Below are 25,179 nucleotides of genomic sequence, written 5' to 3' on the forward strand. Positions count from 1 at the left end.
GAAAACCGGCAGTCTGCCAGCCTTCGCCCGGCAGGCATAGTGGCACGCAGCGGCGTTGCGGCTGGTAATGCCGCCCTGATGTTTCTATGATTGCCGCCCCCAATGGAATGGCGGCGCCGCGCTGGCGCATTCGCAGGCAGGCGAAACAGGAATCCCTCTGTGCCTTCCCACCTTCAAGGCACAGAGTTCAAAACCATGCGCAAACTGCTTGTCCTGCTTCCCCTGTTGCTGCTTGGCGGCTGTTCGGAAGATTTCGCCACCCTGCATTTCGCCCAGCCGGTAAGCGCCTACTATGGCGACCTCAAACAGCAGTACGGCGATGACCTGTACCAGGCCATCCTGAAACTGGGTATCGACCCGAAGGACATCGAGGTCGAACTCGACAATGACCACCGCCAGGACTTGCTCATCAGCGTCTCGCGCTCGCTCGATGACGGTAAGCGTCAGGCCCTGCGCGAGTTGTTCGACGAAATCCCCCGGGCCCGAGCGGCCACGTCCTGGGAAGTCGACGTCACCCTTGAACCGCAGTCACTGGAGCCCCAGTACCAGGTCTGGCGCGAGGCGCTGGAAAAGATCAAGGGCCCGGTCACCCTCGAGATCAAGCTTGGCAGCCGTATCGAAGCGCTTTCCACCGCCACCCTCATGGACAGCATCCAGGCCGCCGAGAAAAAAAGCGAAGTGTCGAGCATCATCACCTGCCACGTGCTGGCCGAAGTCTCGCGCGGGCCATTCAAGCTCAGGTCGATCGTGCAGCTCGAGGAAGGTCCGTCGGAACGTGCGCAGGTGGTCATCGAGTACGGTCAGATGCGTTATGCCACGGTGCCTGCACAGTTCGACTTCAAGGACCCGGTCCTGAAGGAACGAATCCGCAACGGGCAGATCAAGGCCTGGCAAGCCGAACGGACGCTGCAGCGCAATCCGTACGGCCCGTTCGAGATGGCCTTCGAAATCGGCTCGCTGGGCAAGCAGAGCGTTAACCTCTACTCAGGCACCGACCAGCGCATCAGCATGCTCCAGAGTGACTGCCGGGAGCTGGCCGACCACGCCGGCCGGCCGTTCTCGCTGTTTATCGGCCAGGGCCTGGACCGGCTGGAGTCGGTGACTTACGCCAACTGACGCAGGTTACTTTTTCTTCAGGCAGTCGCTCATGTACGCCTTGCGCTCATCACCCTTGAGCGCTTTGGTGGTGGCGTCGGCGTTGCAGGTTTTCATTTTGTCCTGCTGGGTCGCAGGCTTGGCTTTCAGGCAGGTGCTCATGAACGCCTTGCGCTCGTCGCCCTTGAGCGCCTTGGTGGTGGCATCGGCGTTACAGGTTTTCATTTTCTCCTGTTGCGCCGTGGCGGCAAATCCTTGGGAACACATCAGCAAACCGAGCAACAGCAACGGCACACGCACCATCTTCATGGCGTTTTCTCCTGGTCGCTGCGCACCACGCGCAGCCTTGGCCGAAGTGTAGACAAATATTCTTACAAACCTCCAGCGCGAGCCTGCCGCCGGTACTGCTCCGGGGTGCAATGGGCCTGGCGCTGGAACATGGCGATAAATGCCGAGGCGCTGCTGTAGCCCAGGTCGAAAGCAATCTGCTGGGTCGGCAGGTTCTGCTCCAGGGCCTCGATGGCACGCAAAAAGCGCAGGCGCAGGCGCCATTCGCCAAAGCTCATGCCCAGCTCGCGAATGAACTGCCGGGCCAGGGTGCGTTCACTGACATGCACGCTGGCCGCCCAATGGCCGAGCGGGCGATTGTCGCCAGGCTCGGCGTGCAGCGCCTGCAATACTTCAGCCAAACCGGCGCTGCGGGCGTAGGGCAGGTAACAGGTCTGGGCCGGGGCGCGGCGCAGTTGGTCAACCAGCACCTGGGCCAGGCGCCGGTCGGCTTCATCTTCAGGCACCTTGACGTCACGGGCGGCAAAATCGCCGAGTATGGCTTTGAGTATGTCGCTGATCACCAAGGTGCAAGGCTCGCCTGGCAGCCCTTTGCACACCTCGCGACCCAGGTACACCGAGCGATAGACAATGGCCTGGGGGTTGTAGCAGCTGTGCTCGGTATCGGGCGGCACCCACACCGCATAGTGCGGCGGCGAGATGAAGCGCTGGCCGGCGATCTCCAGGTGCATGATGCCGTGGGCCGCATAGTTGAGCTGGCCCCAGGCGTGCCGGTGGGCGACGCTGTGGGTGTCGGCGCCGAATTCGTCATAGCGAAAGTACACCGGGGCCGGCAAGGTCTCGAATTGCGGGATGTTCAGGTACTTTATCGGCATGCTGTCTGGATCTATGCGCAGGTTGTCTGGATACAAGTATAAGCAACGGGACAGACAAGTGGATAATTGCCGCCTGTATCCTCAAGAGTTCCCGTTTCATGAATTATGCGTTTCCGTTGCTGGCAATCTTCATCTGGGCCGGCAATACCGTGGTCACCAAGATGTCCGCCGGGGCGATCTTCCCGGCCGAGATCGGTTTCTATCGCTGGCTGCTGGCCGGCCTGCTGTTCACCCCCTTCCTGCTGCGCCCGGTGTTGCGCAACTGGGCAGCCATCGGCCCGAACCTGGGCAAGATCTTCATCCTCGGCGTGCTCGGCATGGCGGTGTACCAGAGCCTGGCCTACTTCGCCGCCGCCATCACCAGCGCCACCAACATGGGCATCATCCTCTCGCTGATGCCGTTGATGTCCCTGGCCCTGGCGATCATCAGCCTCGGCCAGCGGCTGACCATCGGCGCGCTGATTGGCGCCGTGGTGTCGTTCGTCGGTGTGCTGGTGGTGGTCTCGGCCGGTGATCTGGCGGCGTTGGTGCAACACGGCGTAAACAGTGGCGATGCGCTGATGCTGATTGCCACCCTGGCCTATGCGGTGTACAGCACCCTGCTGAAAAAGTGGCAGTTGCGCATCGCGCCGCTGCAACTGCTGTACCTGCAGGTGCTGGTGGCGATCATCGTGCTGTTTCCGCTGTTCGTGTTTTCACCGAAGACCGGCCTGGGCGCTGGCAATATCGGCCTGGTGATCTATGCCTGCGTACTGGCCTCGATGATCGCGCCGCTGGCCTGGATGCAGGCGGTCAGCCGCCTCGGCCCGAGCCGCACGACGCTGTTCTTCAACCTGCTACCGGCAGTCACGGCAGTGATCGCCGCCATGGTGCTGGGCGAGCAACTGGCGCTCTATCACCTGGTCGGCGGGGTGATGACCCTGGTCGGGGTGATCCTCGCCGAACGCTGGAAAACACCCCTGCGCCGCCGCGCTACAGCCCCGCAGCCTTGAGCCTGGCGGCATGCTCGGTGAACAGCCGCACCGGCTCCGCGCCCTTGCCTACCGCCCCTAGCGACTGGTTGACGATGTCCAGGTGATCGAGCGGATAGTCATCGCCGATCACCTGGCCCAGGTGCGAACTGAAGCGCCCGACCATGCCGTCGCACTGGCCCTTTTCCCGTACGAAGGTGCGGGCGAACAGGCGGCAGAAGCGGTTGCTGCCATCCAGGCGGTTGAGACCGCGATCGGTCAGGCCCGGCTGCAAGGTGCCGGACCAGGAGTAGTAACGCACACCATTGACCTGGGCCGGGCCCTCGCCGCCCCAGGTCGTCGGCAGACCCTGTGGATAAGCCTGGTTGAAGCGCGCCACGCCGGCACTGGTGAGCGACTGGTGCGAGGCGTGCACGTCGATCGGCAGTTTCGGTCCGCGCCAGCCGGTTTCCAGCCAACCCATCAATACCGCCAACCCGTGCAGCAAAGCCTTGAGCACACGGCCGCGGGCAGAGTGGGCGGGGTAATAGTCATGCAGGTGATCGGCCAGCTCCGAGCCGTGATTGGGCCCGGCAATCGAGGTGACCGAGGCCACCCATTCCGGCCGTTTGGCCGCCGCATAACGCGCGGTCAGGGCGCCCTGGCTGTGGCCGAGCAGGTTGACCTTGTCGGCGCCGGTACGCTGGCGGATATCGGCGATGATCAGCAGCAACTGCTCGCCGCGCACTTCGCAGGAGTTCAGCGGCGAAACCTGCACGGCAAACACCTGGGCACCGCCCCGGCGCAACGCCGAAACGATCCCGAACCAGTAGGGATACAGCAGCAAGCGGACAAACCCGAGCATGCCCGGCACCAGCAGCAGTGGATAACGCGTGGCGAGCCCTTGGGCCATGGCTGCATTCCCCGTTCCGTGGACAGTCGGCCAACCCTACAGGCAATTCGATGGCAATCGCAATCGAACTCCCGCCGCTCGCTGGGGTTCCAAGCCAATAGACCCTCAGCAAGGAGCTCAACCATGTACAAGCATACCCTGGCCATTCTGCTGACCACCGCCACCCTGGCCGCCTGTGGCAGCCGGCCGGAGAACCCGGTGGACTACGTCACCTACCACGAGGAACCGCTGGTCAAGCAGGTCGAGAACGGCATGACCATGCAGCGGGTGATTGCCATTGGCGGCAGCCCCTCGACGGTGATCGACCTGCCCCATGGCGGTACCTGCAACAACTACATCCTCAACCGTGACGGCAAGCAGCAGGCCTACTACGTGCGCTTCGACGCCACCGGCCATGTCGACGCCAAGGGCTTCAAGACCTGCGAACAACGCCAGGTCGACGACGATGCCGTCGACAAGGCCAAGGCCAAGCTATAAAACTTTTCCGCGTGCCGGGGACTCACAGCTTAAGTAACCAGCGCGCCGACAGAGCGTGAAGATCGATCCGTTTTCAGCCTGGAGATGATGATGAGCAACGTTGAACTGACCGATGTTAAAACCTTGCGCGAACGCGCCCGCCAGCATGTCGAGCAGGGCGCGGTGACCGAGGGTTACAGCGCCGACCGGGAGAAAATCCTGCGCCTGCTCAACGAGTCGCTGGCCACCGAGTGGGTCTGCGCCCTGCGCTACAAGCGCCACTACTACATGGCCAGCGGGATCAAGGCCAGTGTCGCCGCCGACGAATTCCTCGAACATGCCACCCAGGAGCTGCAGCATGCCGACAAGCTGGCCGAGCGCATTGTCCAGCTGGGCGGCGAGCCGGACCTGAACCCCGACAACCTGAGCAAGAACTCCCATGCCCAGTACGTCGCTGGCAACAACCTCAAGGAAATGGTCCTGGAAGACCTGATCGCCGAGCGGATCGCCATCGATAGCTACCGCGAGATCATCCAGTACATCGGCGAAAGCGACCCGACCACCCGGCGCATCTTCGAAGATATCCTGGCCCAGGAAGAAGAGCACGCCGACGACATGGCGGATTTACTGCAAGGTCTGTAGACCTTATCGCGGGTCAAGTCGGGCCGCCGCACCGCCGCTTGTGTCTTGAGGTTGGAATAGAATCAGAAGTGAGAGCGGTGAATGGCAAGCTGTACGCCGGTAGTGCTTAAAGCACGTGTGGGAGCAAAGCTGCCATTCACCTCTCCACTCTGGCCCGAGCCCGAACAGTTGATTGAGCGCCTCTCGAATCACAAGCGTGGGCCAAGCCAGAGCGCTCTCACAACTGAGTGTAAGAGGGTTCAGCCATGTTGTCTTCTGTTGGAATCGACACTGCCAAAGCCACGTTGGAAATCTGCATCAAACCTCAGAAAATCCGCTTCGAAGTAATCAATGAGCGCCCGGGCTTTGATGTGCTGATCGGGCGACTGAAGGACTTCAAGATCAGCAGAGTGTTGATTGAAGCGACCGGCGGCTACGAGAAAGAAGTGCTGATTGCATTGCGCTCGGCGGGTTTCGAAACCATCTGCATCAACCCAGCCCGTGCGCGGAAATTCGCCGAGGCGATGGGTAAAAAAGCCAAAACCGACAAGATCGACGCCGAGGTCCTTGCGGACTTCGCAGCACACCTCAGCGCTCCTCAAGGCCAACCGATCAGCCCGGAACGCGAAGAACTGCGCGAGTTGGTGAAGCAGCGCGCCCAATTTGTGCAGAGCCGTGATGACTACAAACGGCGTCGCCTGCAATGCCGTTCGGCAATGGTGATGGCCCACTTTGATGAGCACATCGAGCAGCTGAAAGTGCTGATCAAACGCCTCGACGAAGAAATTGACCAGGCGATGGTGCAACTGGACGACACCAGGGCGCGTCAGTTGTTGGCGGTGAGCGGAATTGGTCGGGTAACCGCCGCAAATCTGCTCGCCTCACTGCCAGAGCTGGGGCAATTGGACCGCCGTCAGATCGCCGCGCTAGTGGGCGTAGCGCCTTACAACAACGATAGCGGTAGCCATCAAGGGCACCGCCAGATATGGGGTGGCCGGGCGCATGTAAGGCGAGTCCTGTACATGTCGAGCTGGATCATCATCCGCCACAATACGGAATTTAAAGCACGCTACGAAGCACTTCGGGAGCGTGGCAAGTGTGCCAAGGTAGCCCTCGTAGCCTGTATGCGGGTGCTGATAGTCAGGCTTAATGCAATGCTGCGGGACAATACCCCTTGGCGAGTGCAAACAGCCTGATCAAGACAGTTGCTCCCACAATGGAACTGAGTGCACCAGACCTGTGGGAGCGGCGGTGCGACGACTCGACTTGACCCGCGATTGCTTCCCCTCAACCCGCCTTCACCGCCCGCGGCGCCTTGCCAGCCTTCATCTGCTCCAGCAATGGCGTGCACTGGTTGGGCACATCACCACTCGGCGCAATCAACGCCAGCAACCCCGCTGCCGGCCCGGCAACCACGCCCAACGCCACCATCCCCGCACCCCGCAGCGCCAGCGGCAGCGCCTGCACGCCGGCACTCGGCTTGGCAAACGGCCCGCGCACATACAGCGGCGAGCGCAACGAGAACAGGCGCACGCCCTTGGATTCGGGGTTGATCTTCAGGTCCAGTTGCTCGCTGGCAAAGTTGGCCGTGCCATCGATGTAGATGATCGCGTTCTCGGTATCGAAGACGAACACCCGGGTCGTGGCCAAACCGTCCTTTATACCGAAATCGGCTGCCGCGCAGTTGATCTTCACTTCCTTGTCGCCAAACAGCTTGCCGACCACGTAGTTGCCGACGTTGAGCCCGGCGATTTCCATCAAGCCACGACTGATCGCACCGTCATTGATGAGCATCTTCAGGTCGCCATTGGCGGTGGCCAGCAAGGCTGCGACCGAGTTGCCGCGCCCACTGATGTCGGCGTCGCCATTGAGCTCGCCGAAGCTGGTCTTCATCGGCTCGAAGGTCGGGAACAGTTGCTTGAGCTTGAAGTTGCGCGCACTCAATTGCGCCCTGCCCTGCAACGGCACGCTACGGCCATCGAGGCGTACCTGGGCGTCGAGTTTGCCGCCGGCGATGCCAAAGCGCAGTGGCTCCAGGCGCAGCACACCGTCATCGAGGACCGAGTGGCTGGACAGGTCAGTGAACGGCAGCTCGGCACTGTGCACGATGCGCTTGCCGCTGAAGGTCACGTCGGCGTCCATGGTCCGCCAGCGTTCGGTACGAAACTCCTCGACCGGCAAGACCTTGCCTGCCGGTTGCTTGCTGGCACCGCCGCGGGCTTTCTGCTGGGCATTGGAGTCGGCGCCGATCAGCGGTGCCAGGTCTTTGAACAGCAACTGGTTGGAAACCAGCTTGCCGCTCAGCTTCGGTCGTGGCTGGCTGGCAACGAATGCCAGGTCGCCATGGATATCGCTGTCGCCGATCTTGCCGTTGAAGCCTTCATAGCGAAACACCGCGCCACCGGGTTCATGCAGCTTGGCGGTCAGATGACCGTCGGTGGCGTAGGGCGGCGAATCGGGCAGGGTCACGCCAGTCAGCGGATACAGGTTAGCGAGGCTTGCGCCCGACAGGCGCAGGCGCAGGTCGAGGGCACCGAGGTTGCGTGGTTCGGTGAGGGTGCCGGCCACGGCGATGCGGGTACCGCCAATGGCCATGTCGGCCTGCAGCGGGAACGGTTGCGAGGCGTCCTGCAAGGCCAGCAAACCGCCGATCTTGCCGGTACCGGCCAATGCCTGGCCTTTGTAACGACCCTTGAGTTTGAGGCCGAAGGCGTAGTCCTGGGCGGCACCGGCCTTTTGTGCCGAAGCCTTGCCGACGATATCGCTGAAAGGGATCGGCTTGCCCAGCGGGTCGATGAGCACGTCCAGCCGGGTCTTCAGGGTCTGGTCATCGAGGCTGACCTGGCCCTTGTCAAAGCCGATGGCGCCGATGTCCAGCACCCACTTCGACGGCTCTGCCTGCTCATCCTTGGGGCCAAAGTCGAAGGTCCAGTTGGCGCGACCATCGGCCAGGCGCTTGAGGCTGGCGGTCGGCTGGTTGAGGTCGATGCGCGCAATGACGATCTGCTGCAGCAGCAGCGGCAGCGGCGCCAGGCGGAACTCGACGCGCTTGAGGCCGACCATCTGCGGCTCTTTGAGCCAGTCGGGGTTGCCCAGGGTCAGGTCTTCGGCGATGAAGTGCGGCCATGGCAGCCAGGCGCGCCAACCACCCTGCTCCGGCTCGCGCTGCCAGCGCACCGCCAGGTTACCGTTGATGGCGAAGGGCCGGTGCAGCGCTTCGGACACCTTGGCATTAAGGGTGGGCTTGACCCGGTTCCAGTCGAAGGTGGCGATGACGACCACCAGCACCGCCAGCACCAGCAGCAGGCTGGCGAGGGTCCAGGTGATGATTTTGGCGGGGCGCGTCATTGCACGATTCTCCTGATGACTGCATGGCAAAAAGCGGGCGCGTTGAGGGCACTTATCTGTTCGGACTGATGAAACGCCGAGGGGTTTAATCGATTGGCCATGATAACCAGGTTTTTTCTGACCTTTTTCTCAACTTTTGTCGATTGTTAGCGTGTTCGCCGACCTCGGTAACGGCTCCGCCGCAGTTGCTCATGGCGCCACAAACCACGTTCTAGAGCGGCTGGCGCGAAGCATCAATTGCGTTGATTGTTACCATTATCTTTATGAACTTTTATCTGGCGTTTCCCGGCGTAGCATTGGCTCCGTACCCACTTTCCAGCCCCGCCGAGGAGCACCGAATCATGAAACGCCAATTACTGCTGAGCCTGTCCCTGTCCATCCTGGCCGCCAACGCCTTTGCCGTACCTGCCGCTGACCAGGCGCTGACCGCCGAAGCGCGTTCGAGCTCGACGGTCATTTCGCAACCGCTGAACCCGCTGGCCGAAGGTGGTTCCGATCGCCTGATCGACCGTAACAACCGCGTTGCCGAAGGCGGTGCTGATCGCCTGAACGACCGGGTCAAAGTCGCCGAGGGTGGTGCTGATCGCCTGAAACAGTATTACAAAGTAGCCGAAGGTGGTTCTGACCGTCTGAAAGCACGCTTCGAGGTCGCAGAAGGTGGCTCTGATCGCCTGATCGAAAACCAACGCGCGAGCTGAAGCCTATGCCAGACAACAAGACACACCAGCGCTGTAGCAGCTCCCCTCCCAGCCCGGTCCATTGACCGGGCTTTGTTTTTCTGGCGCCAGGCTATTAGAGTGCAGGGCTGTTTCACTGCCTGCCGATACTTGCCATGCTGCCGCGCGCCGAACAAAAGCAACAGACCCGCCACGCCCTGCTGGATGCCGCCCGCAACCTGATGGAGAGCGGTCGAGGCTTCGGCAGCATCAGCCTGCGCGAAGTGGCAAAAACCGCAGGCATCGTCCCTACCGGTTTTTACCGGCACTTTACCGACATGGACCAACTGGGCCTGGCCCTGGTCAATGAAGTGGGCGAAACCTTCCGCCAGACCATCCGCCTGGTGCGCCAGAACGAATTCGAGCTGGGCGGCATCACCGACGCCTCGGTGCGGATCTTTCTCGATGTGGTGGCGGCCAACCGTGCCCAGTTCCTGTTTCTCGCCCGCGAGCAATATGGCGGTTCGCAACCGGTGCGCCAAGCCATCGGTACCCTGCGCCAGGGCATCAGCTCGGACCTGGCCACCGACCTTGCGCGCATGCCGCGCTGGCAGCATCTGGACGCCGCGGCCCTGGCGGTGATGGCTGACCTGGTGGTGAAAACCGTGTTCGCCACCCTGCCGGAGCTGATCGACGAGCCAAGCGACAACGCCGGTGAACCGATCAGCGCCCAGGAGAAGATCACCCAGCAGCTGCGCTTCATCTTTGTCGGTGCCAAGCACTGGCAGGGGCTCAGTGCGCTGTAGGCAGTCTGCTGTGCTGGCTGTACTGGCCTCATCGCGGGGCAAGCCCGCTCCTAGCCCGCGATGAGGCCGGCAAAGTCAGCGCCTTTTCCTGCTACCATTGCGCGCAAACGCACCGACCGCGACGAAATTTTCCATGCCCGACCTTCGTACTGCCCAGCCTGAACTGCCCGCCCTGCTCGCCGAGGTCCAGGCGCACTTTGACCAGCGCATCGTGCCGCTGTGGCAAGGCCCGGGCTGGAATGCAGAGATGGCCCTGCCCTTCGAAGCCCTCGACCCGCAGCAGCAACCCATGCCGGTGCAACGCTACCGGGCCATGGCCTGCGCGCGCCAGCTGTACCTGTTCAGCAGCCGCATCGAGCAACCCGGCGCCAGCGAGCGCGCCGCCGCGCTGTTTCGCTCGTTGCAGCGGCATTTCCATGATGCCGAGCACGGCGGCTGGTTCTACAGCATCGACGCCCAGGGCAAGCCGCTGGACCGGCGCAAAGACCTCTACACCCATGCCTTCATCGTCTTTGCCTGCGCGCATTACTGGGGCAAGGTGCATGAGCCACTGGTCGAATCGGCCCTCAATGCCGCGCTGGAAGTGGTAACCGAGCAGTTCGCCCGTGATGACGGCCTGTACGAGGCGAGCCTTGGCGAAGACTGGTCGGACCTGGCCAGCGGTCCGCTGCAGAACCCGCTGATGCATCTGGCCGAAGCCTTCCTCGCCACCCTCTCGGTGCGTGACGACAAGGCTGTCGAACAAGCCCTGCAAAGCCTGGCTGCGGCGATGCAGACACACTTCATCGACCCCGTACACGGGGTGATGCTGGAGAAACCACGCGGGGCTGTGGATAACTGGTTCGAACCCGGTCACCAGTTCGAATGGTTCTACTTGCTGGAGTCTTCACCGCTGCTACGCGGTAGCGAGCTGCATGCCTCGCTCAGCCGCGCATTTGCCTATGCCGAACAGTGCGGTGTGAAGGACAGCGCCGTGCTGGCCATGCTCAGCGCCGAGGGCCAGGTGCGCGACGCCACCCAGCGCATCTGGGCCCAGGCCGAATACCTGCGCGCCCTGACCTTGCGCCCGGCCAGCGCCGCCACGGTGCTGGCCCAGCTCAAGGCGCTGCAGCAGAACTTCCTGCATGACGGTGGCTGGCATGAGTGCCGCGATGCCAGTGGCAAGGTCAGCCGCGCCGATATGCCGTCGACTACGCCTTACCACCTGGCGACTTGCCTGGAAGGGCTGCAGCGTCAGGTTTGACGCTGTCGCGGGTCAAGCCTTGCCTGAACGATCGATCGAGAACCCTGCCCACGCCTGGCTCACCGGCATCAGCTCAAGGCTGTTGATGTTGATGTGCGCCGGCTGGTTCATGATCCAGAAGATGGTCTCGGCGATATCCTGCGGCTGGATCGCCTCAGCGCCGGCATAGGTGGCATCGTAACGCGCCTGGTCGCCAGCGAAACGCACCAGCGAGAACTCGCTCTCGCACAGGCCCGGCTCGATGTTGCTGACCCGCACGCCAGTGCCCTGCAGGTCGCAGCGCAGGCTCAGCGAGAACTGCCCGACGAACGCCTTGGTGCCGCCATACACATGGCTACCCGGATAGGGGTAGTTGCCGGCTACCGAGCCGACGTTGAGGATGGTCGCGCCACGGCCGTGGGCGATCAGCCGCGGCAGCAGCAGGCGGGTGCTGTACATCAGGCCCTTGATGTTGGTGTCGACCATGGTTTCCCAGTCGTCCAGATCGCACTTGGGCGCCGGGTCGGCGCCCAGGGCCAGGCCTGCATTGTTGATCAGCCCGCGCAGCTTGGCGAACGACGGTGGCAGGTTGTTGATGGCTTCTTCCATGGCCTTGCGGTCACGCACGTCGAGTACCAGGCCGTGCACTTCGGTTTGTTGCGACAGCTCGGCACACAGCGCTTCCAGGCGCTCCTGACGGCGACCGGTCAGCACCAGCGACCAACCGGCTTGCGCAAAACGACGGGCGCAGGCTTCGCCGAAGCCGGAAGTTGCGCCAGTGATGAATACGGTAGAGGTCATGCGGGTCTCCTTGATGAGGCTGATCACAGGGGTTGCAGCATGCCCGCGGCCGCGTTCGGCAGCAAGCAATTCGCATCACTGTACAAAAAACGATCAAAGCTGTGAAAGCCCCGGTATAGAAGGCCTGCGGCAAGCTTTACGCATGTTATCCACAAGCCCTTCCACAAAATCCGGGGGCAACTCGAAAACCCTGCAAGCCGCGTAATCCGGGGCTTGCGCAAGTATTTCCCTTGACCTCTGGCGCAGGCCTTGACCTAAGGCCGGCAACAGGCGTCGAAGGCGTGGATTTCCATGATGGCTCCAGGCCTGTAACGACGCTGTCTTCGCCGATCTTTCCAAGGCTTGCCCACAGAGTTATCCACAGGCCGGAAGCGCGCTTTAATCGCCATTTGCGCTAAGGACAAAACACTTGACAAACCCCGATGCGAAAGCCGCGAAAAAACCTGATCAAAAAACAACCACAACCCTGTAAGCCTTGTAAACAAAGGGCTTCAGCAAGCTGCACCCAAGTTACCCACAGTCGGTTCCACACCAATGGTGGACAACTCAAACCTCTATGAAAACGCCCGCTGAAGCGACGTTCTGTCGCGCCCAAAAGAATGTCTGGACAATGTTTTCCACAAAACTGTGGACAAAAAAACGCCCCGTCAGCCGGGGCGCTTTTTTTCACCAACGATCAGTGCCCGCCCAAGTAAGCGTTGCGCACCTCCTCGTTGACCAACAGCTCCTGGCCAGTACCGGTCATGCGGATATGACCGTTGACCATTACATAGGCGCGGTCCGAGAGCTTCAGCGCATGGTTGGCGTTCTGCTCCACCAGGAAGATGGTCATGCCGGTCTGCGCCAGCTCGCGCAAGGTGGCGAAGATCTGCTTGACCACGATCGGCGCCAGGCCCAGCGACGGCTCATCGAGCAGCAGCAATTTGGGCCGGCTCATCAAAGCCCGGGCGATGGCGAGCATCTGCTGCTCGCCGCCGGACATGGTCATGGCGCGCTGGTTGCGCCGCTCCTTGAGCCGCGGGAACAGTTCGAACATGCGCTGCATGTCCTCGCTGGCGAACTTGTCGCCGATCGGGATGGTGCCCATCATCAGGTTCTCTTCCACCGACATGTCGGGGAACACCCGGCGACCTTCCGGCGACTGGGCAATGCCGTTGGAAGCGATGTAGTGCGACGATTTGTGAGTAATGTCGGTGCCACGGTAGATGATCTGCCCGGCTGCCGCCCGCGGCTGGCCGAAGATCGACATAAGCAGGGTCGACTTGCCGGCGCCGTTGGAGCCGATCAGGCTCACCGTTTCGCCTTCATCGATGTGCAGCGAGACTTTCTTCAGGGCCTGGATCGGCCCGTAGAACACGTCGATCTCTTTCAGTTCGAGGATCGGTGTACTCATACCAGTTCCTCTTCATCGGCGCCCAGGTAGGCAGCAATCACCGTCGGGTTGTGACGGATGTCCTGTGGCGCGCCTTCGGCGATCACGTTGCCGTGGTCAAGCACCACGATATGGTCGGAGATGCTCATGACCATGCCCATGTCGTGCTCGATCAGCACCACGGTCAGGTCATGTTCGTCGCGCAGCACGCGGATCATTTTGCTCAGCGCTTCGGTTTCCTGCGGGTTGAGGCCGGCAGCCGGTTCGTCGAGGCAGATGATCTGCGGCCGCGTGCACATGGCCCGGGCAATCTCCAGGCGCCGTTGCTGGCCGTACGACAGCTCACCGGCCAGGCGGTTGGCGCAGTCGACCAGGTCGACCACTTCCAGCCAGTAGAAGGCATGGTCGAGGGCATCGCTTTCGGCCTTGCGGTAGCCCTTGGTGTTGAGCACGCCGGCCAGCAGGTTGCGGTTGACCCACATGTGCTGGGCCACCAGCAGGTTCTCGACCACCGACATTTCCCGGAACAGGCGAATGTTCTGGAAGGTCCGCGCCAGCCCTGCGCGGTTGACCAGGTGAGTACCGCCAAACATCTTGTAGTGCAGGCGGTTGATGAAGCGCTTGGGCGAGACGAAATCGCCCAGCTGAAAGCGTTCGCCCAACAGCTGGATGACATTGGTGCGGGTGCCGCGCAGGTTCAGTTCGATCTTGCCGCCACTGGCCTTGTAGAAGCCGGTCAGGCAGTTGAACACCGTGGTCTTGCCGGCACCGTTGGGGCCGATCAGGGCGAAGATCTGGTTGCGTCTGACCTTGAGGCTGACATCGCTGAGCGCCTTGATGCCGCCAAACTGCATCATCAGGTTTTCAACCGAGAGAATCACGTCATCGCTCATGGCGCCACTCCTTTACGCGGGACTACACCGGTACGGCTGATACGAATCAGGCCGCGCGGTCTCCAGATCATCATCAACACCATCAGCACGCCGAACAGCAGCACCCGGTACTCGGAGAAGCTGCGCAATAGCTCCGGCGCCACGGTCAGCACGAACGCAGCAATCACCACGCCGACGGTCGAGCCCATGCCGCCGAGCACGACGATGGCAAGGATCAGCGCCGACTCGAAGAAGGTGAACGACGACGGGTTGACGAAGCCCTGGTAGCTGGCAAAGAACACCCCGGCAAGGCCGGCGGTAGAGGCGCCGAGGGTGAAGGCCGAGAGCTTCACCAGCACATGGTTCAGGCCCATGGACCGGCAGGCGATCTCGTCTTCGCGCAGCGCTTCCCAGGCGCGGCCGACCGGCATGCGGGTCAACCGGTGCTTGATGTACAGCACCGCCAGCACCACCAGGAACAGCACGATGTAGATGAACAGGAATTTCACGTTGGGGTTGTAGGCAATGCCGAAGAACTCGTGGAACGGCACCCCGCCGTCCTTGGCCCGACGGCCGAACTCCAGGCCCATGAAGGTTGGCGACGGCACCGGCATGCCGTTGGGACCGCCGGTGAACGACAGCCAGTTGTTGAGCACCAGACGGATGATCTCACCAAAGCCGAGGGTAACGATGGCCAGGTAGTCGCCATGCATCCTCAGCACCGGAAAGCCCAATATGCACCCGGCCAGCGCCGCAGCGATTGCCGCCAGGGGCAACACCGTCCAGAAGCCCAGGCCCAGGTACTGGTAACCCAGGGCCAGGCCGTAGGCGCCGATGGCGTAGAAGGCCACGTAACCCAGGTCGAGCAGGCCGGCAAGACCTACCACGATGTTCAGGCCCAGACCCAGCAGTACGTAGATCAGGCCGAGGATGACCACGGTCAGCAGGTACTTGTTGGCGAAGAACGGGAAGACGATGGCAATCACGATCAGTGCCGGAATGATCCAGCGCAGCCGCGACTTGTAGTCCGGCGCCAGCACGTGCACGCCGGAACCACTGCCCTCGAAGCCCTGGAGAATCGACTGGCCCTTGGGCGTCTGCAGGAACAGGCTGAGGAAAAACCGCCCGACCATCACCCCGGCCACCAGCCAGGCGACACGGGTCGGTTCAAGGTTGAAGCTGTAGCCGTCGAGCACCACGCCGACGATGGGCCCGAAAACGATCAGGGAAATCAGCCCGGCGAGGACCGTATCGATCAGGCTGCGCTTGATATCGAATGTAGTTGTTTTGGCAGCAGACATACTTACACCTTCGCCACGAGTGGGCGACCCAGCAGGCCTTGGGGACGGAAGATCAGGATCAGCACCAGTAGCGAGAAACTGAACACGTCTTTGTAGTCGGAGTTGATCAGCCCGGAGAACAGCGACTCGGAAATCCCGAGGATGATCCCGCCGAGCATGGCGCCCGGCAGCGAGCCAATGCCACCGAGCACCGCGGCGGTGAAGGCCTTGATGCCGATGATAAAGCCCGCATAGAAGTCGAAGGTGCCGTAGTTCATGGTGATCAGCACGCCGGCCAGGGCCGCCATGACAGCACCGATGACAAACACATAGGAGATCACCCGGTCGGTGTTGATACCGAGGATCGAAGCCATCTTGCGATCCTGCTGGGTGGCCCGGCACATGCGCCCGAGCTTGGTGAACTTGATGATGTAGGTAAGCGCCGCCATGCCGACGAAGGCCGCCACCAGGATGAAGATCTTGGTGTAGGTCAGTTGCACGAAACCGGTGCCCACTTCGACGCGCCAGGCGCCTTCAAGCAGGGTCGGTACGCCTTGCTGGCGTGCGCCCTGGCTGATCTGCGCGTAGTTCTGCAGGATCAGCGAGATGCCGATGGCACTGATCAGCGGCGCCAGGCGGGTGGAGTTGCGCAGGGGTTTGTAGGCGATGCGTTCGATGGTCCAGCCGTAGACTCCGGTGACCACCACCGTGAAGATCAGCGTCCCGAGCATCAGCAAGGGGAAGGATTCGATACCGAAATACGCCAGCAATGCCAGGCTGATTGCCGCCAGGTACGCGGAAATCATATACACCTCGCCGTGCGCGAAGTTGATCATGCCGATAATGCCATAGACCATTGTGTAGCCGATGGCGATCAGGCCATAGACGGACCCGAGGGTCAGCCCGTTGACCAGTTGCTGCAGGAAAATACCATCCATAACGCAATCTCACGTATTTGAGATTGCACAAGCGCCGACTACGGTGAGCCCCGGATGAAGCGGCCCTCGCAGCGCAGGGTTGTGCAGATCTACGAGAAAAGACAGGTACGGCGCAAAACCGGGTAGCGACCCGGGCTCAGGCCCGGGTCGCCTACCGTTGTTATTTTTGTTTTTCCAGTTGGTGGTACTTGCCGTCCTTGTCCCACTGGTAGACCACATAGTCAGAGACCGTCAGGTCGCCCTTGCTGTCCCACTTTTTCTCGCCCATCACGGTTTGCACCGGGTTGGCCTTGAGCCACTTGGCAGCGTCTTCGCCCTTGTTCGACTTGGCGCCGTTGAAGGCTGCAGCCAGGGCCTGGACCGAAGCGTAGGCATACAGGGTGTAGCCTTCTGGCTCGGTGCCGCCTTTGCGGAACTCCTCGACCACCGCCTTGCTGTCTGGCAGCAGGCGCGGGTCGGCGCCGAAGGTCATGTACACGCCATCGACGTATTGCGCGCCACCGGCAGTGGCCACCAGTTCGTCGGTTACGATGCCGTCGTCGGACATGAACTTGACGTCTTTCAGGCCCGCTTCACGCAGTTGTCGCACCAGTGGACCGGCTTCCGGGTGCAGGCCACCGAAGTAGACGACGTCGGCACCGGCACCACGAATCTTGGTGACCACGGCGCTGAAGTCTTTCTCGCCACGGGTCAGGCCTTCGTACAGCACCGGTGTCACGCCGCGTTTGACCAGTTGAGCCTTGGTCGCATCGGCCAGGCCCTGGCCGTAGGTGTCCTTGTCATGCAGGACGACAACCTTCTTGCCCTTGAGCACGTCGACGATGTAGTCGCCGGCGACGATGCCCTGCTGGTCGTCACGTCCGCACATGCGAAACATGCCAGTCAGGCCGCGTTCGGTAACCGCCGGGTTGGTCGAGCCCGGGGTGATGGCGATGACACCGGCTTCGTCATACACCTCAGACGCCGGAATGGTGTTGGACGAGCAGAAGTGCCCGACCACACCGATCACCTTGTCCTGGTCGACCAGGCGGTTGGCCACCGCCACGGCCTGCTTCGGCTCGCAGGCATCGTCGCCCTTGACCAGCACGATCTTCTCGCCGTTGACGCCGCCCGCGGCATTGACCTTGTCAGCCGCTGCCTGTGCACCTTTCATGTACTGCTCGCCAAACGCTGCGTTGGCACCGGTCATCGGGCCTGCTACGCCGATCTTGATGTCGGCCTGAACATACGAAGAAACGCCCAGCGCCGTAGCTACGGCGAGGGCCAGAAAGCCTTTCTTGTAAAACGTCTGCGACATGAGGTGGTGCTCCTGGAGTTTTTTTTGGTTGGCACTACAACTTTCAGCAATTGCTCTGAGCAAGGGCCGTGCCATTGGTTTTTTATTCTGGAAAAACTCGTGAACAAGTTGCGCAGCCAGGATTCACGGCCTTTTTTTACTGGTCGTGCAACCGTCTGCCTCACGACAAGCACCACCGGACACGAGAAAAAAGAGCAACCGCGAAGTGCCATCATTGCAACCCTGGGTTGTGGTTACGTGCAACCAGCCTGTAACAGGATGCGTAACCGAACTGCACATCCTTGGTGCGCGACTGCTACAGCGGGCACCATTACAGGCTAGCCGCTGCCCGACAAAAGCGCCGCTACCTGTAGCCTGCTACCGAATTACCCCGGCCTCGGCCTGCCCGCGTGGCGGCAAAGGCTGGCACAATGCGCAGGTCTGTGCGCCGTCGCTGGCGGTGATGGCGCGCGCCCCCTTTGGAGCCCCCTATGAGCGAGAGTGCATTTGCCGATCGCATCGTGCAGAACCTGCTCGACACCGATTTCTACAAGCTGACCATGATGCAGGCCGTGCTGCACAACTACCCCAACGTCGACGTGGAATGGGAGTTCCGCTGCCGCAATGGTGAAGACCTGCGCCCTTATCTGGCGCAGATCCGCGAGCAGATCGAGCAGTTGTGCGAACTGAGCCTGGGTAATGGCCAGTTGGGCTTCCTCGAGCAGATCAGCTTCATGAAGCCGGACTTCCTGCGCTTTCTCGGCCTGTTCCGCTTCAACCTGCGCTACCTGCAACTGGGGGTCGAGAACGACCAGCTGTACTTGCGCCTGCGCGGCCCCTGGCTGCACGTGATCCTGTTTGAAGTACCTTTGCTTGCGATCATCAGTGAGGTGCGCAACCGCCATCGCCACCCCCAGGCCAAACTCAGCGACGCCCGCGACCAGCTGTACCGTAAGTTCGACTGGCTCAAGGCCAATGCCAGCAGTGAGGAGCTGGCCGAATTGCAGGTCGCCGACTTCGGCACCCGCCGACGCTTCTCCTACAAGGTTCAGGAAGAAGTGGTACGGGTGCTCAAGGAAGATTTCCCCGCGCGTTTCGTCGGCACCAGCAACGTGCACCTGGCACGGAAACTGGATATCAAGCCACTGGGGACCATGGCCCACGAGTGGATCATGGCCCACCAGCAACTGGGGCCGCGGCTGATCGACAGCCAGATTGCCGCGCTCGATTGTTGGGTGCGCGAGTACCGCGGGCTGCTGGGCATCGCCCTGACCGATTGCATCACCATGGATGCTTTCCTGACCGATTTCGACCTGTACTTCGCCAAGCTGTTCGACGGCCTGCGCCATGACTCGGGCGATCCGGTGCAGTGGGCGGAAAAGGCCATCAGCCACTATCGCAAGCTGGGGATCGACCCGATGACCAAGACCCTGGTGTTCTCCGACGGCCTGAACCTGACCAAATCGCTGGAGATCTTCCGGGCCCTGCGCGGGCGCATCAATGTCAGCTTCGGCATCGGCACCAACCTCACCTGCGATCTGCCCGGGGTGGCGCCGATGAGCATCGTGCTTAAAATGACCGACTGTAACGGCCAGCCCGTCGCCAAGATTTCCGATGAGGCGGCCAAGACCCAATGCCGCGACGAAAACTTCGTCGCCTACCTGCGCCACGTCTTCAAAGTGTCCAAGGAGTAATTCATGCAAGCCGTCCAGCGAGAGATTGCGCAAGCGCTCAAGGTCCAGCCGCCGTTCGCCGACAGCGCCGCGCTCGAAGCCGAAGTGGCCCGGCGCGTGGCCTTCATCAAGACCTGCCTGCACAACGCACGGCTCAAGACCCTGGTGCTGGGTATCAGTGGTGGTGTTGACTCGCTGACCGCCGCGCTGATGGCGCAACGGGCGATCAATGAACTGCGCAGCGAGACGGCTGATGAGCAGTACCGCTTCATTGCCGTGCGCCTGCCGTACCAGGTGCAGCACGACGAACACGACGCCCAGGCCTGCCTGGAAGTGATCAAGGCCGACGAGGTGCACACTGTCGACATCGCCCCGGCCGTGCGTGCCCTGGCGACCGAGGTCAAGGCCCTGGAAAACGGCGCGCCGGCGATGGTCGATTTCGTCGTCGGCAACACCAAGGCGCGCATGCGCATGGTTGCCCAGTACACCATCGCCGGCGCCCGCCAGGGCCTGGTAATCGGCACCGACCATGCCGCCGAAGCGGTGATGGGCTTCTTTACCAAGTTTGGTGATGGTTCCTGCGACCTGGCACCGCTCAGTGGCCTGGTGAAAAACCAGGTGCGGGCCATCGCGCGCAGCTTTGGCGCGCCGGAGTCACTGGTGGAGAAGGTGCCGACTGCAGACCTTGAGGACCTGGCGCCAGGCAAGCCGGACGAAGCGTCCCACGGCGTCACCTATGCGCAGATCGATGCGTTCCTGCATGGCGAGGCGGTGAGCCAGGAAGCGTTCGACATCATCAGCGCCACCTACCGCAAGACCCAGCACAAACGCGAGATGCCGTTCGCGCCTTGAACGCATCGCGGGGCAAGCCCGCTCCTGTGGGAGCGGGCTTGCCCCGCGATCAGGTACCCGAATTACTTCAGGGTAACAGTGCCTTTCATCATCGAGATGTGGCCAGGGAACGAGCAGAAGAAGCCGTACTTCTCGTCAGCTTTCAGCTTGGACACGTCGATGGTCAGCGAATCCTTCTCGCCAGCGCCGATGATCTTGGTGTGGGCGATCACGCGCTCGTCGCCTTCTTTCAGGTAGCTCTTGTCGATGCCGGCAGCCAGGCCGTCGGTGGCGATCGGCTGCATGTCAGCTTCTTTGCTGATGACCAGGTTGTGGCCCATGACGTTCTTCGGCAACGAACCGGAGTGGGTCAGTTCGACAGTGAAGGTCTTGCAGCTCTTGTCGATTTCGATGGCCTTGGTGTTGAAGGACATCTGGTCGGTGGAATCGACCGTGACCTTGCACTCAGCGGCAAATACCTGAGTGCTGGCGAGGGTCAGCAAGGATACTGCGACAACTTTGGCAAACATCGTGAATCTCCATGGCAGGGGTTTTTTATCAGTTTGCAGACTGCCTGAAACCGCAAGGCCGGCCCATGATGTGGGTCAAGCACTGGCCGAAGAGCCAGGCAGTGAATTTGTTCTATGGATTGTATACAGGAAATCTAAGTGCCCATCATGCACCTTTGAGGGAGGATGAGACAACCTCTCATTTAGGAGTAAACGATCATGTCCTTTGGTACTTTCTTCAATGGCCTGCTGGCCGCCTACGCCTGCGGCGCTGCGGGCGCCTCATGCGAATTCGCCCGGCCAGAGTAACGACTGCGGGCTTGGAAGCAAGCGGCCAGCGCCTTACTCTGTGTGCGCTTGTAACCGGAGAGAAGCAATGCCCGTACGTTCCGTTTGTGTGTTCTGTGGCGCCAGCACCGGCGTCAACCCGGCCTACCGCGAGGCGGCCATCGCCCTCGGCCAGGCCATCGCCGCGCGCGGCCTGACCCTGGTGTACGGCGGTGGCGCCGTGGGCCTGATGGGTATCGTTGCCGATGCGGCCATGGCCGCCGGTGGCGAAGTCATCGGCATCATCCCTGAAGCGCTGAAAAACGCCGAGATCGGCCACACCGGCCTGACCCGCCTGGAAGTGGTCGACGGCATGCACGCGCGCAAGGCACGCATGGCCGAACTGAGCGACGCATTCGTGGCCCTGCCCGGTGGCCTGGGCACCCTGGAAGAGCTGTTCGAAGTCTGGACCTGGGGCCAGTTGGGTTACCACGCCAAGCCCCTGGGCCTGCTCGACGTCAACGGCTTCTACAGCAAGCTGGGCAGCTTCCTTGACCATGTGGTGGAAGAAGGCTTCGTGCGCCCGCAACACCGCGCCATGCTGCAACTGGCCGACTCGCCAGCCGAGCTGCTCGAGGCCATGGACAACTTTGAAGCCCCGGTGCTGCCCAAGTGGGTCGACAAGAAGCCTGATTGACCCGCCTCATCGCGGGGCAAGCCCGCTCCTACAAGGCTGTGGCCTCATCCAGCGGCATCACCGTGACCTGCACCTGCGGGTCATGGCTGCCGCCACCGAGGATCACCCCACGCAGCGGCGAGACATCGGAAAAATCCCGGCCCCAGGCCAGGGTGATGTGTTCCAGCGCCGGGCGCAGGTTGTTGGTGGGATCGAAATCGATCCAGCCCTGCCCCGGGCAAAACACTGAAATCCACGCATGCGAGGCATCGGCGCCGATCAGCCGTGGCTGGCCGGGTGGCGGCCGGGTCAGCAGGTAGCCGCTGACATAACGCGCCGCCAGGCCGCGCGAGCGCAGGCAGGCGAGCATCAGGTGGGCAAAGTCCTGGCACACGCCGCGGCGGCGCTCCAGCACCTCCACCAACGGCGTGGCGACCTGGGTCGCCTCGGCATCGAAGGTGAACTCGCTGAAGATCTTCTCCATCAACGCCTGCACGCCTTCCAGCAATGCCCGGCCAGGCTCGAAAGAGGATTCGCTGAAGGCCACGAAGCGCTGCTTGAGGCGTACATAAGGCGACTCGAATCGATAACGGCAGGCTTCCAGAAGCGCCGCTGCCATCGGCTGACTGGCATAGGTCAGGGCCTCGCGCACCTGCTCCCAGGCCGGCGAGGCGGCAAAGTCCGGCGCCGCCCGCTCGAGCACTTCAACCTGCAAGCGCGCCACCACCCGCAACTGCTCATGCTGGCGCTCGAACGCCAGGCGCGTCAGCGGGTTGCCGAACACGTCCCACTCATCGCGCCGCTGGGTCGGCTGCGGGCTGACCTGCAGGGCCTGGGCCGTGCAGCGTTGCCAGGCGCAAGGCCGTGGCCACAGGTGCGCCAGCTGCTGGGCCAGGGACACCGGGCTGTCGTAGCGGTAATGGGTGTCGTGGATAATCTGGTAGCGCGCACTCATCACAGCGACACCGTCTGCTGGCTGACATCCTCGACGTGAGCGAAATGGCGCAGGGCCAGGCGCTCGGAAATCTCGCCACTGGCCAGGGCCACCCCTTGCAGCAGGTCGGCAAGCCCCGACAGCACCGCTTGTACACTGGCGCTGCCGAACAACGGGTCTTCCAGGCTGCGCAGGTCGAAGTGACGCAATTGCTCGGCCAGTAGCGCCAGAGCCGGGTCGCGCGGGCTGTCGAATTCCTCGCTCAAGCGTTGGTTGGCACGCACCAGCAGTTTGAGCTGGAACAGCACGGCGTGGGGGTTCTGTTCATCGAGCAGGAGCAGATCGAGCACCGGGATCAACTGCGCCACCGCCAGGTAGCGCGAGCGGTAGGTGATGCTGCTATTGCCCAGCTCCAGCAACCATTCAAGCCCGGCCTGGTCGTACACCGCCGGCCCGCGCAGAAACGCCGCCAGGCTGCTGCACAGTGACTGCAATCGCTCGATACGCCGGCCAATCATCAGGAAGCGCCAGCCTTCGTCGCGGGTCATGTCGTCGAGGGCAAAACCCGACAGCGCCGCCAGCGACATCACCAGGCGGTTGAGAAAATCCACCCGCTCGCCAAAGTCCGCCTCGGCATCTTCCAGGCATTGCGCCTCCCGCTGCAGCTCGACCAGCGCCTGCCAGTTCTCCCGCGAGAGCTTGCCGCGCACCTGCGACGCCGCCCAGTGCAGACGCTGCAAATTGGCCCGCAGGCTGAAGGCCCAGTCGCCATCGTCCAGCGCCGCGCGCAGGCGCTCGGGCAACTCGCCCTCCTCCGGCAGCAGCGACAATTCATCGGCCAGTTCCACCGCCGCCTGCAGGGCCAGCGGATCGTCGCCGTCCAGGTAGCGGGTGAGGATGATCCGCAGCAGGCGCGCACTGGCATCGCAGCGCTCGCAGTAGCGCCCGAACCAGAACAGGTTCTCCACCACCCGCGACGGCAGGTAAGGGTCCTGGCGGATCAGTTCGGCCACGCCGATGGTGCGCTGGGCCCGCCATTGCTCGCCCGCTGGCGCCGCTTCGCCGAGCACCCAGGTGTCCTTGCTGGCGCCACCGCGCTGCATCGACACCACCTCGGCGTCAGCTTGCGCAGCAACCCGGGTCAGGCCACCGGGCAGCACCCGATAACCGTCCGCCGAGGCCACCGCGTACACACGCATGCCAATGGCCCGCGGCTGCACCTGGCCCTTGTCGGCCTGCCACACCGGCGCCTGGGACAACTGCGCCAACTCCTGGGCGACATAGGCGTAGGGCCGTGCCTGGATGCGTTCGGCCAGGGCCTGGCGCTGGGCCGGGTCGAGGTCACGGCCGAACACCGGGCTGAAACTCTGTGACGGGAACGCCGGCTTGACCAATAGCTTCGGCAACTGCTCCAGTGCCCGCGCCATCACCGGTGGCTCACCGCACCACCAGGTGGCGATCGACGGCAGGCTCAGTTCTTCAGCAAACAAGCGCTGGTTGATCGCCGGCAAGAAACCGAGCAGGCCCGGCGACTCAAGCACGCCGCTGCCCAGCGCATTGGCCACCAGCACCCGGCCCTGGCGCACGGCATCGAGCAAGCCGGGCACGCCCAGGGCCGAGTCGGTGCGCAGCTCCAGCGGGTCGCAGAAATCATCGTCCAGGCGCCGCATGATTGCGTGCACCCGACGCAGGCCGCTCAGGGTCTTGAGGTATACGGTGGCATCGCGCACGGTCAGGTCGCTGCCCTCGACCAGTGGATAACCCAGCTGCCGCGCCAGGTACAGGTGCTCGAAATAGCTCTCGTTGAAGCGCCCTGGGGTCAGCAGCACCACCAGTGGCGCCTCCTGGTCACTGGGTGCCAGGCGCGCCAGGGTCTGTTGCAGGGTGCGGAAGAAACCGGCCAGGTGTTGCACCTGCAAGTCGCGGTATAGCTCGGGCAACGCCCGCGAAACGATGGTGCGATTCTCCAGCGCGAAGCCTGCGCCCGACGGCGCCTGGGTGCGGTCTGCCGTCACCCACCAGCGCCCGTCCGGGGCACGGGCCAGGTCCACCGCGTAGACATGCAGGTAGGTGCCTTCAGGTGGCGCTATACCCTGGCAGGGCCAGAGGAAATTGTTATGGCCATAGACCAGCTCGGCGGGCAGCAGGCCTTCGCTGATCAACTGCTGCGGCCCGTAGATATCGGCCAGTACCGCATTGAGCAAGCGCGCGCGCTGTTCGACACCGGCGGCCAGTTGCTGCCATTCGGCGGCGGGCAGCAGGTGCGGCAACAGGTCCAGCTCCCAGGGCCGGTCGGCGCCCTTGGGGTCGGCGTAAACGTTGTAGGTGACGCCGTTCTCGCGCAACTGGCGGGTCAACGAGGCCTGGCGCTGGGCCAGTTGCGCCGGCCCGCTGCGCTGCAGGTAGGCGCACAACGGCTGCCAGTGCGCACGCACCGCACCCTGGCTTTCGAGCATCTCGTGATAAGTCCCCGCACTCAGCGGGTAAGCATCCAACAGGTCAGGCATGGCAATGCTCGAA

At 62.5% G+C, this 25,179-nt stretch carries 24 protein-coding genes; 11 read left to right on the top strand and 13 right to left on the bottom strand.

What is annotated here, in order from left to right; all coding sequences use genetic code 11:
- Positions 1–195: 195 nt before the first annotated feature.
- Positions 196–1,116: a hypothetical protein gene (locus tag JYG36_RS24585; protein ID WP_213602596.1), complete on the top strand. Its 921-nt coding sequence runs from the start codon at positions 196–198 to the stop codon at positions 1,114–1,116.
- A gap of 6 nt (positions 1,117–1,122) precedes the next feature.
- Here the strand turns inward: JYG36_RS24585 and JYG36_RS24590 are convergent, their stop codons facing one another.
- Together JYG36_RS24590 and JYG36_RS24595 are read right to left on the bottom strand one after the other, a co-directional pair.
- A complete protein-coding gene (locus tag JYG36_RS24590; RefSeq protein ID WP_045196923.1) occupies positions 1,123–1,404 on the bottom strand; it encodes a PsiF family protein in 282 nt (93 codons plus the stop codon).
- A 62-nt stretch (positions 1,405–1,466) separates the two neighbouring features.
- The gene (locus JYG36_RS24595) at positions 1,467–2,258 is read right to left on the bottom strand and encodes an AraC family transcriptional regulator (RefSeq protein WP_213602598.1); all 792 of its coding nucleotides are present in this window, start codon (positions 2,256–2,258) and stop codon (positions 1,467–1,469) included.
- A gap of 98 nt (positions 2,259–2,356) precedes the next feature.
- Between JYG36_RS24595 and JYG36_RS24600 the strand changes: the two genes are divergently transcribed.
- Complete coding sequence (locus tag JYG36_RS24600) at positions 2,357–3,250, top strand: DMT family transporter (protein ID WP_213602600.1); 894 nt, start codon at positions 2,357–2,359, stop codon at positions 3,248–3,250.
- Here the strand turns inward: JYG36_RS24600 and JYG36_RS24605 are convergent.
- Positions 3,231–4,121: a lipase family alpha/beta hydrolase gene (locus JYG36_RS24605; protein ID WP_045196917.1), complete on the bottom strand. Its 891-nt coding sequence runs from the start codon at positions 4,119–4,121 to the stop codon at positions 3,231–3,233. The two genes, JYG36_RS24600 and JYG36_RS24605, sit on opposite strands and share 20 nt — an antisense overlap.
- 123 nt (positions 4,122–4,244) lie before the next feature.
- Between JYG36_RS24605 and osmE the strand changes: the two genes are divergently transcribed.
- The 3 genes from osmE (at position 4,245) to JYG36_RS24620 (ending at position 6,394) form a co-directional block, all read left to right on the top strand.
- Complete coding sequence (gene osmE, locus JYG36_RS24610) at positions 4,245–4,598, top strand: osmotically-inducible lipoprotein OsmE (protein WP_045196915.1); 354 nt, start codon at positions 4,245–4,247, stop codon at positions 4,596–4,598.
- A 90-nt stretch (positions 4,599–4,688) separates the two neighbouring features.
- Positions 4,689–5,219 (top strand): ferritin-like domain-containing protein, encoded by a 531-nt coding sequence (locus tag JYG36_RS24615; RefSeq protein ID WP_045196913.1) that lies wholly within the window; start codon positions 4,689–4,691, stop codon positions 5,217–5,219.
- Between the two features lie 245 nt (positions 5,220–5,464).
- Positions 5,465–6,394 carry an IS110 family transposase gene (locus JYG36_RS24620; RefSeq protein ID WP_213601769.1) on the top strand — a complete coding sequence of 310 codons (930 nt, stop codon included), beginning with the start codon at positions 5,465–5,467 and terminating at the stop codon, positions 6,392–6,394.
- Between the two features lie 91 nt (positions 6,395–6,485).
- Here JYG36_RS24620 and JYG36_RS24625 read toward each other — a convergent pair whose 3' ends face one another.
- Positions 6,486–8,546, bottom strand: a complete 2,061-nt coding sequence (locus JYG36_RS24625) for an AsmA family protein (RefSeq protein ID WP_213602603.1) — start codon at positions 8,544–8,546, stop codon at positions 6,486–6,488.
- Positions 8,547–8,887: 341 nt separating this feature from the next.
- Here JYG36_RS24625 and JYG36_RS24630 point away from each other — a divergent pair, with 341 nt between their 5' ends.
- The 3 genes from JYG36_RS24630 (at position 8,888) to JYG36_RS24640 (ending at position 11,251) form a co-directional block, all read left to right on the top strand.
- Positions 8,888–9,244 (top strand): hypothetical protein, encoded by a 357-nt coding sequence (locus JYG36_RS24630; protein ID WP_213602605.1) that lies wholly within the window; start codon positions 8,888–8,890, stop codon positions 9,242–9,244.
- Between the two features lie 134 nt (positions 9,245–9,378).
- Positions 9,379–10,008: a TetR family transcriptional regulator gene (locus JYG36_RS24635; RefSeq protein WP_195885564.1), complete on the top strand. Its 630-nt coding sequence runs from the start codon at positions 9,379–9,381 to the stop codon at positions 10,006–10,008.
- A 133-nt stretch (positions 10,009–10,141) separates the two neighbouring features.
- Complete coding sequence (locus tag JYG36_RS24640) at positions 10,142–11,251, top strand: AGE family epimerase/isomerase (protein WP_213602607.1); 1,110 nt, start codon at positions 10,142–10,144, stop codon at positions 11,249–11,251.
- 12 nt (positions 11,252–11,263) lie between these two features.
- On the opposite strand, the gene JYG36_RS24645 is transcribed toward JYG36_RS24640, so the two are convergent.
- The 6 genes from JYG36_RS24645 to JYG36_RS24670 form a co-directional block, all read right to left on the bottom strand.
- Positions 11,264–12,031, bottom strand: a complete 768-nt coding sequence (locus JYG36_RS24645; RefSeq protein WP_093376681.1) for an SDR family oxidoreductase — start codon at positions 12,029–12,031, stop codon at positions 11,264–11,266.
- A gap of 676 nt (positions 12,032–12,707) precedes the next feature.
- On the bottom strand, positions 12,708–13,424 hold the full coding sequence (locus JYG36_RS24650) for an ABC transporter ATP-binding protein (protein WP_038997425.1): 717 nt from the start codon (positions 13,422–13,424) through the stop codon (positions 12,708–12,710).
- The gene (locus JYG36_RS24655; RefSeq protein ID WP_038997426.1) at positions 13,421–14,296 is read right to left on the bottom strand and encodes an ABC transporter ATP-binding protein; all 876 of its coding nucleotides are present in this window, start codon (positions 14,294–14,296) and stop codon (positions 13,421–13,423) included. The genes JYG36_RS24650 and JYG36_RS24655 overlap by 4 nt, the downstream gene beginning before the upstream one ends.
- Positions 14,293–15,576, bottom strand: a complete 1,284-nt coding sequence (livM, locus tag JYG36_RS24660) for a high-affinity branched-chain amino acid ABC transporter permease LivM (protein ID WP_045196897.1) — start codon at positions 15,574–15,576, stop codon at positions 14,293–14,295. The genes JYG36_RS24655 and livM overlap by 4 nt, the downstream gene beginning before the upstream one ends.
- A gap of 2 nt (positions 15,577–15,578) precedes the next feature.
- A complete protein-coding gene (locus JYG36_RS24665; RefSeq protein ID WP_010221625.1) occupies positions 15,579–16,493 on the bottom strand; it encodes an ABC transporter permease subunit in 915 nt (304 codons plus the stop codon).
- Positions 16,494–16,653: 160 nt separating this feature from the next.
- The gene (locus JYG36_RS24670; RefSeq protein ID WP_045196895.1) at positions 16,654–17,790 is read right to left on the bottom strand and encodes a branched-chain amino acid ABC transporter substrate-binding protein; all 1,137 of its coding nucleotides are present in this window, start codon (positions 17,788–17,790) and stop codon (positions 16,654–16,656) included.
- 470 nt (positions 17,791–18,260) lie between these two features.
- Between JYG36_RS24670 and pncB the strand changes: the two genes are divergently transcribed.
- Both pncB and nadE read left to right on the top strand, forming a co-directional pair.
- Positions 18,261–19,463, top strand: a complete 1,203-nt coding sequence (pncB, locus tag JYG36_RS24675) for a nicotinate phosphoribosyltransferase (RefSeq protein WP_045196893.1) — start codon at positions 18,261–18,263, stop codon at positions 19,461–19,463.
- A gap of 3 nt (positions 19,464–19,466) precedes the next feature.
- Complete coding sequence (nadE, locus tag JYG36_RS24680; protein ID WP_045196892.1) at positions 19,467–20,294, top strand: NAD(+) synthase; 828 nt, start codon at positions 19,467–19,469, stop codon at positions 20,292–20,294.
- Positions 20,295–20,356: 62 nt separating this feature from the next.
- Here the strand turns inward: nadE and azu are convergent, their stop codons facing one another.
- The gene (azu, locus tag JYG36_RS24685; RefSeq protein ID WP_213602609.1) at positions 20,357–20,803 is read right to left on the bottom strand and encodes an azurin; all 447 of its coding nucleotides are present in this window, start codon (positions 20,801–20,803) and stop codon (positions 20,357–20,359) included.
- A gap of 355 nt (positions 20,804–21,158) precedes the next feature.
- On the opposite strand from azu, the gene JYG36_RS24690 reads away from it, so the two are divergent.
- Positions 21,159–21,746, top strand: coding sequence for a cytokinin riboside 5'-monophosphate phosphoribohydrolase (locus tag JYG36_RS24690; RefSeq protein ID WP_045196888.1), 588 nt, complete (start codon positions 21,159–21,161; stop codon positions 21,744–21,746).
- A 28-nt stretch (positions 21,747–21,774) separates the two neighbouring features.
- Here JYG36_RS24690 and JYG36_RS24695 read toward each other — a convergent pair whose 3' ends face one another.
- Both JYG36_RS24695 and JYG36_RS24700 read right to left on the bottom strand, forming a co-directional pair.
- The gene (locus JYG36_RS24695; RefSeq protein ID WP_213602611.1) at positions 21,775–22,680 is read right to left on the bottom strand and encodes a transglutaminase family protein; all 906 of its coding nucleotides are present in this window, start codon (positions 22,678–22,680) and stop codon (positions 21,775–21,777) included.
- Positions 22,680–25,166 carry a circularly permuted type 2 ATP-grasp protein gene (locus JYG36_RS24700; RefSeq protein ID WP_213602613.1) on the bottom strand — a complete coding sequence of 829 codons (2,487 nt, stop codon included), beginning with the start codon at positions 25,164–25,166 and terminating at the stop codon, positions 22,680–22,682. The genes JYG36_RS24695 and JYG36_RS24700 overlap by 1 nt, the downstream gene beginning before the upstream one ends.
- Positions 25,167–25,179: the final 13 nt, after the last annotated feature.

It is taken from the genome of Pseudomonas sp. SORT22, assembly GCF_018417635.1.
GTDB lineage: Bacteria > Pseudomonadota > Gammaproteobacteria > Pseudomonadales > Pseudomonadaceae > Aquipseudomonas.

Bases quoted from the DNA above. Each gene is read 5' to 3' on its own strand.
- JYG36_RS24585 (WP_213602596.1), top strand. From the start codon at position 196: ATGCGCAAACTGCTTGTCCTGCTTCCCCTGTTGCTGCTTGGCGGCTGT.
- JYG36_RS24590 (WP_045196923.1), bottom strand. From the start codon at position 1,404: ATGAAGATGGTGCGTGTGCCGTTGCTGTTGCTCGGTTTGCTGATGTGT.
- JYG36_RS24595 (WP_213602598.1), bottom strand. From the start codon at position 2,258: ATGCCGATAAAGTACCTGAACATCCCGCAATTCGAGACCTTGCCGGCC.
- JYG36_RS24600 (WP_213602600.1), top strand. From the start codon at position 2,357: ATGAATTATGCGTTTCCGTTGCTGGCAATCTTCATCTGGGCCGGCAAT.
- JYG36_RS24605 (WP_045196917.1), bottom strand. From the start codon at position 4,121: ATGGCCCAAGGGCTCGCCACGCGTTATCCACTGCTGCTGGTGCCGGGC.
- osmE (WP_045196915.1), top strand. From the start codon at position 4,245: ATGTACAAGCATACCCTGGCCATTCTGCTGACCACCGCCACCCTGGCC.
- JYG36_RS24615 (WP_045196913.1), top strand. From the start codon at position 4,689: ATGAGCAACGTTGAACTGACCGATGTTAAAACCTTGCGCGAACGCGCC.
- JYG36_RS24620 (WP_213601769.1), top strand. From the start codon at position 5,465: ATGTTGTCTTCTGTTGGAATCGACACTGCCAAAGCCACGTTGGAAATC.
- JYG36_RS24625 (WP_213602603.1), bottom strand. From the start codon at position 8,546: ATGACGCGCCCCGCCAAAATCATCACCTGGACCCTCGCCAGCCTGCTG.
- JYG36_RS24630 (WP_213602605.1), top strand. From the start codon at position 8,888: ATGAAACGCCAATTACTGCTGAGCCTGTCCCTGTCCATCCTGGCCGCC.
- JYG36_RS24635 (WP_195885564.1), top strand. From the start codon at position 9,379: ATGCTGCCGCGCGCCGAACAAAAGCAACAGACCCGCCACGCCCTGCTG.
- JYG36_RS24640 (WP_213602607.1), top strand. From the start codon at position 10,142: ATGCCCGACCTTCGTACTGCCCAGCCTGAACTGCCCGCCCTGCTCGCC.
- JYG36_RS24645 (WP_093376681.1), bottom strand. From the start codon at position 12,031: ATGACCTCTACCGTATTCATCACTGGCGCAACTTCCGGCTTCGGCGAA.
- JYG36_RS24650 (WP_038997425.1), bottom strand. From the start codon at position 13,424: ATGAGTACACCGATCCTCGAACTGAAAGAGATCGACGTGTTCTACGGG.
- JYG36_RS24655 (WP_038997426.1), bottom strand. From the start codon at position 14,296: ATGAGCGATGACGTGATTCTCTCGGTTGAAAACCTGATGATGCAGTTT.
- livM (WP_045196897.1), bottom strand. From the start codon at position 15,576: ATGTCTGCTGCCAAAACAACTACATTCGATATCAAGCGCAGCCTGATC.
- JYG36_RS24665 (WP_010221625.1), bottom strand. From the start codon at position 16,493: ATGGATGGTATTTTCCTGCAGCAACTGGTCAACGGGCTGACCCTCGGG.
- JYG36_RS24670 (WP_045196895.1), bottom strand. From the start codon at position 17,790: ATGTCGCAGACGTTTTACAAGAAAGGCTTTCTGGCCCTCGCCGTAGCT.
- pncB (WP_045196893.1), top strand. From the start codon at position 18,261: ATGAGCGAGAGTGCATTTGCCGATCGCATCGTGCAGAACCTGCTCGAC.
- nadE (WP_045196892.1), top strand. From the start codon at position 19,467: ATGCAAGCCGTCCAGCGAGAGATTGCGCAAGCGCTCAAGGTCCAGCCG.
- azu (WP_213602609.1), bottom strand. From the start codon at position 20,803: ATGTTTGCCAAAGTTGTCGCAGTATCCTTGCTGACCCTCGCCAGCACT.
- JYG36_RS24690 (WP_045196888.1), top strand. From the start codon at position 21,159: ATGCCCGTACGTTCCGTTTGTGTGTTCTGTGGCGCCAGCACCGGCGTC.
- JYG36_RS24695 (WP_213602611.1), bottom strand. From the start codon at position 22,680: ATGAGTGCGCGCTACCAGATTATCCACGACACCCATTACCGCTACGAC.
- JYG36_RS24700 (WP_213602613.1), bottom strand. From the start codon at position 25,166: ATGCCTGACCTGTTGGATGCTTACCCGCTGAGTGCGGGGACTTATCAC.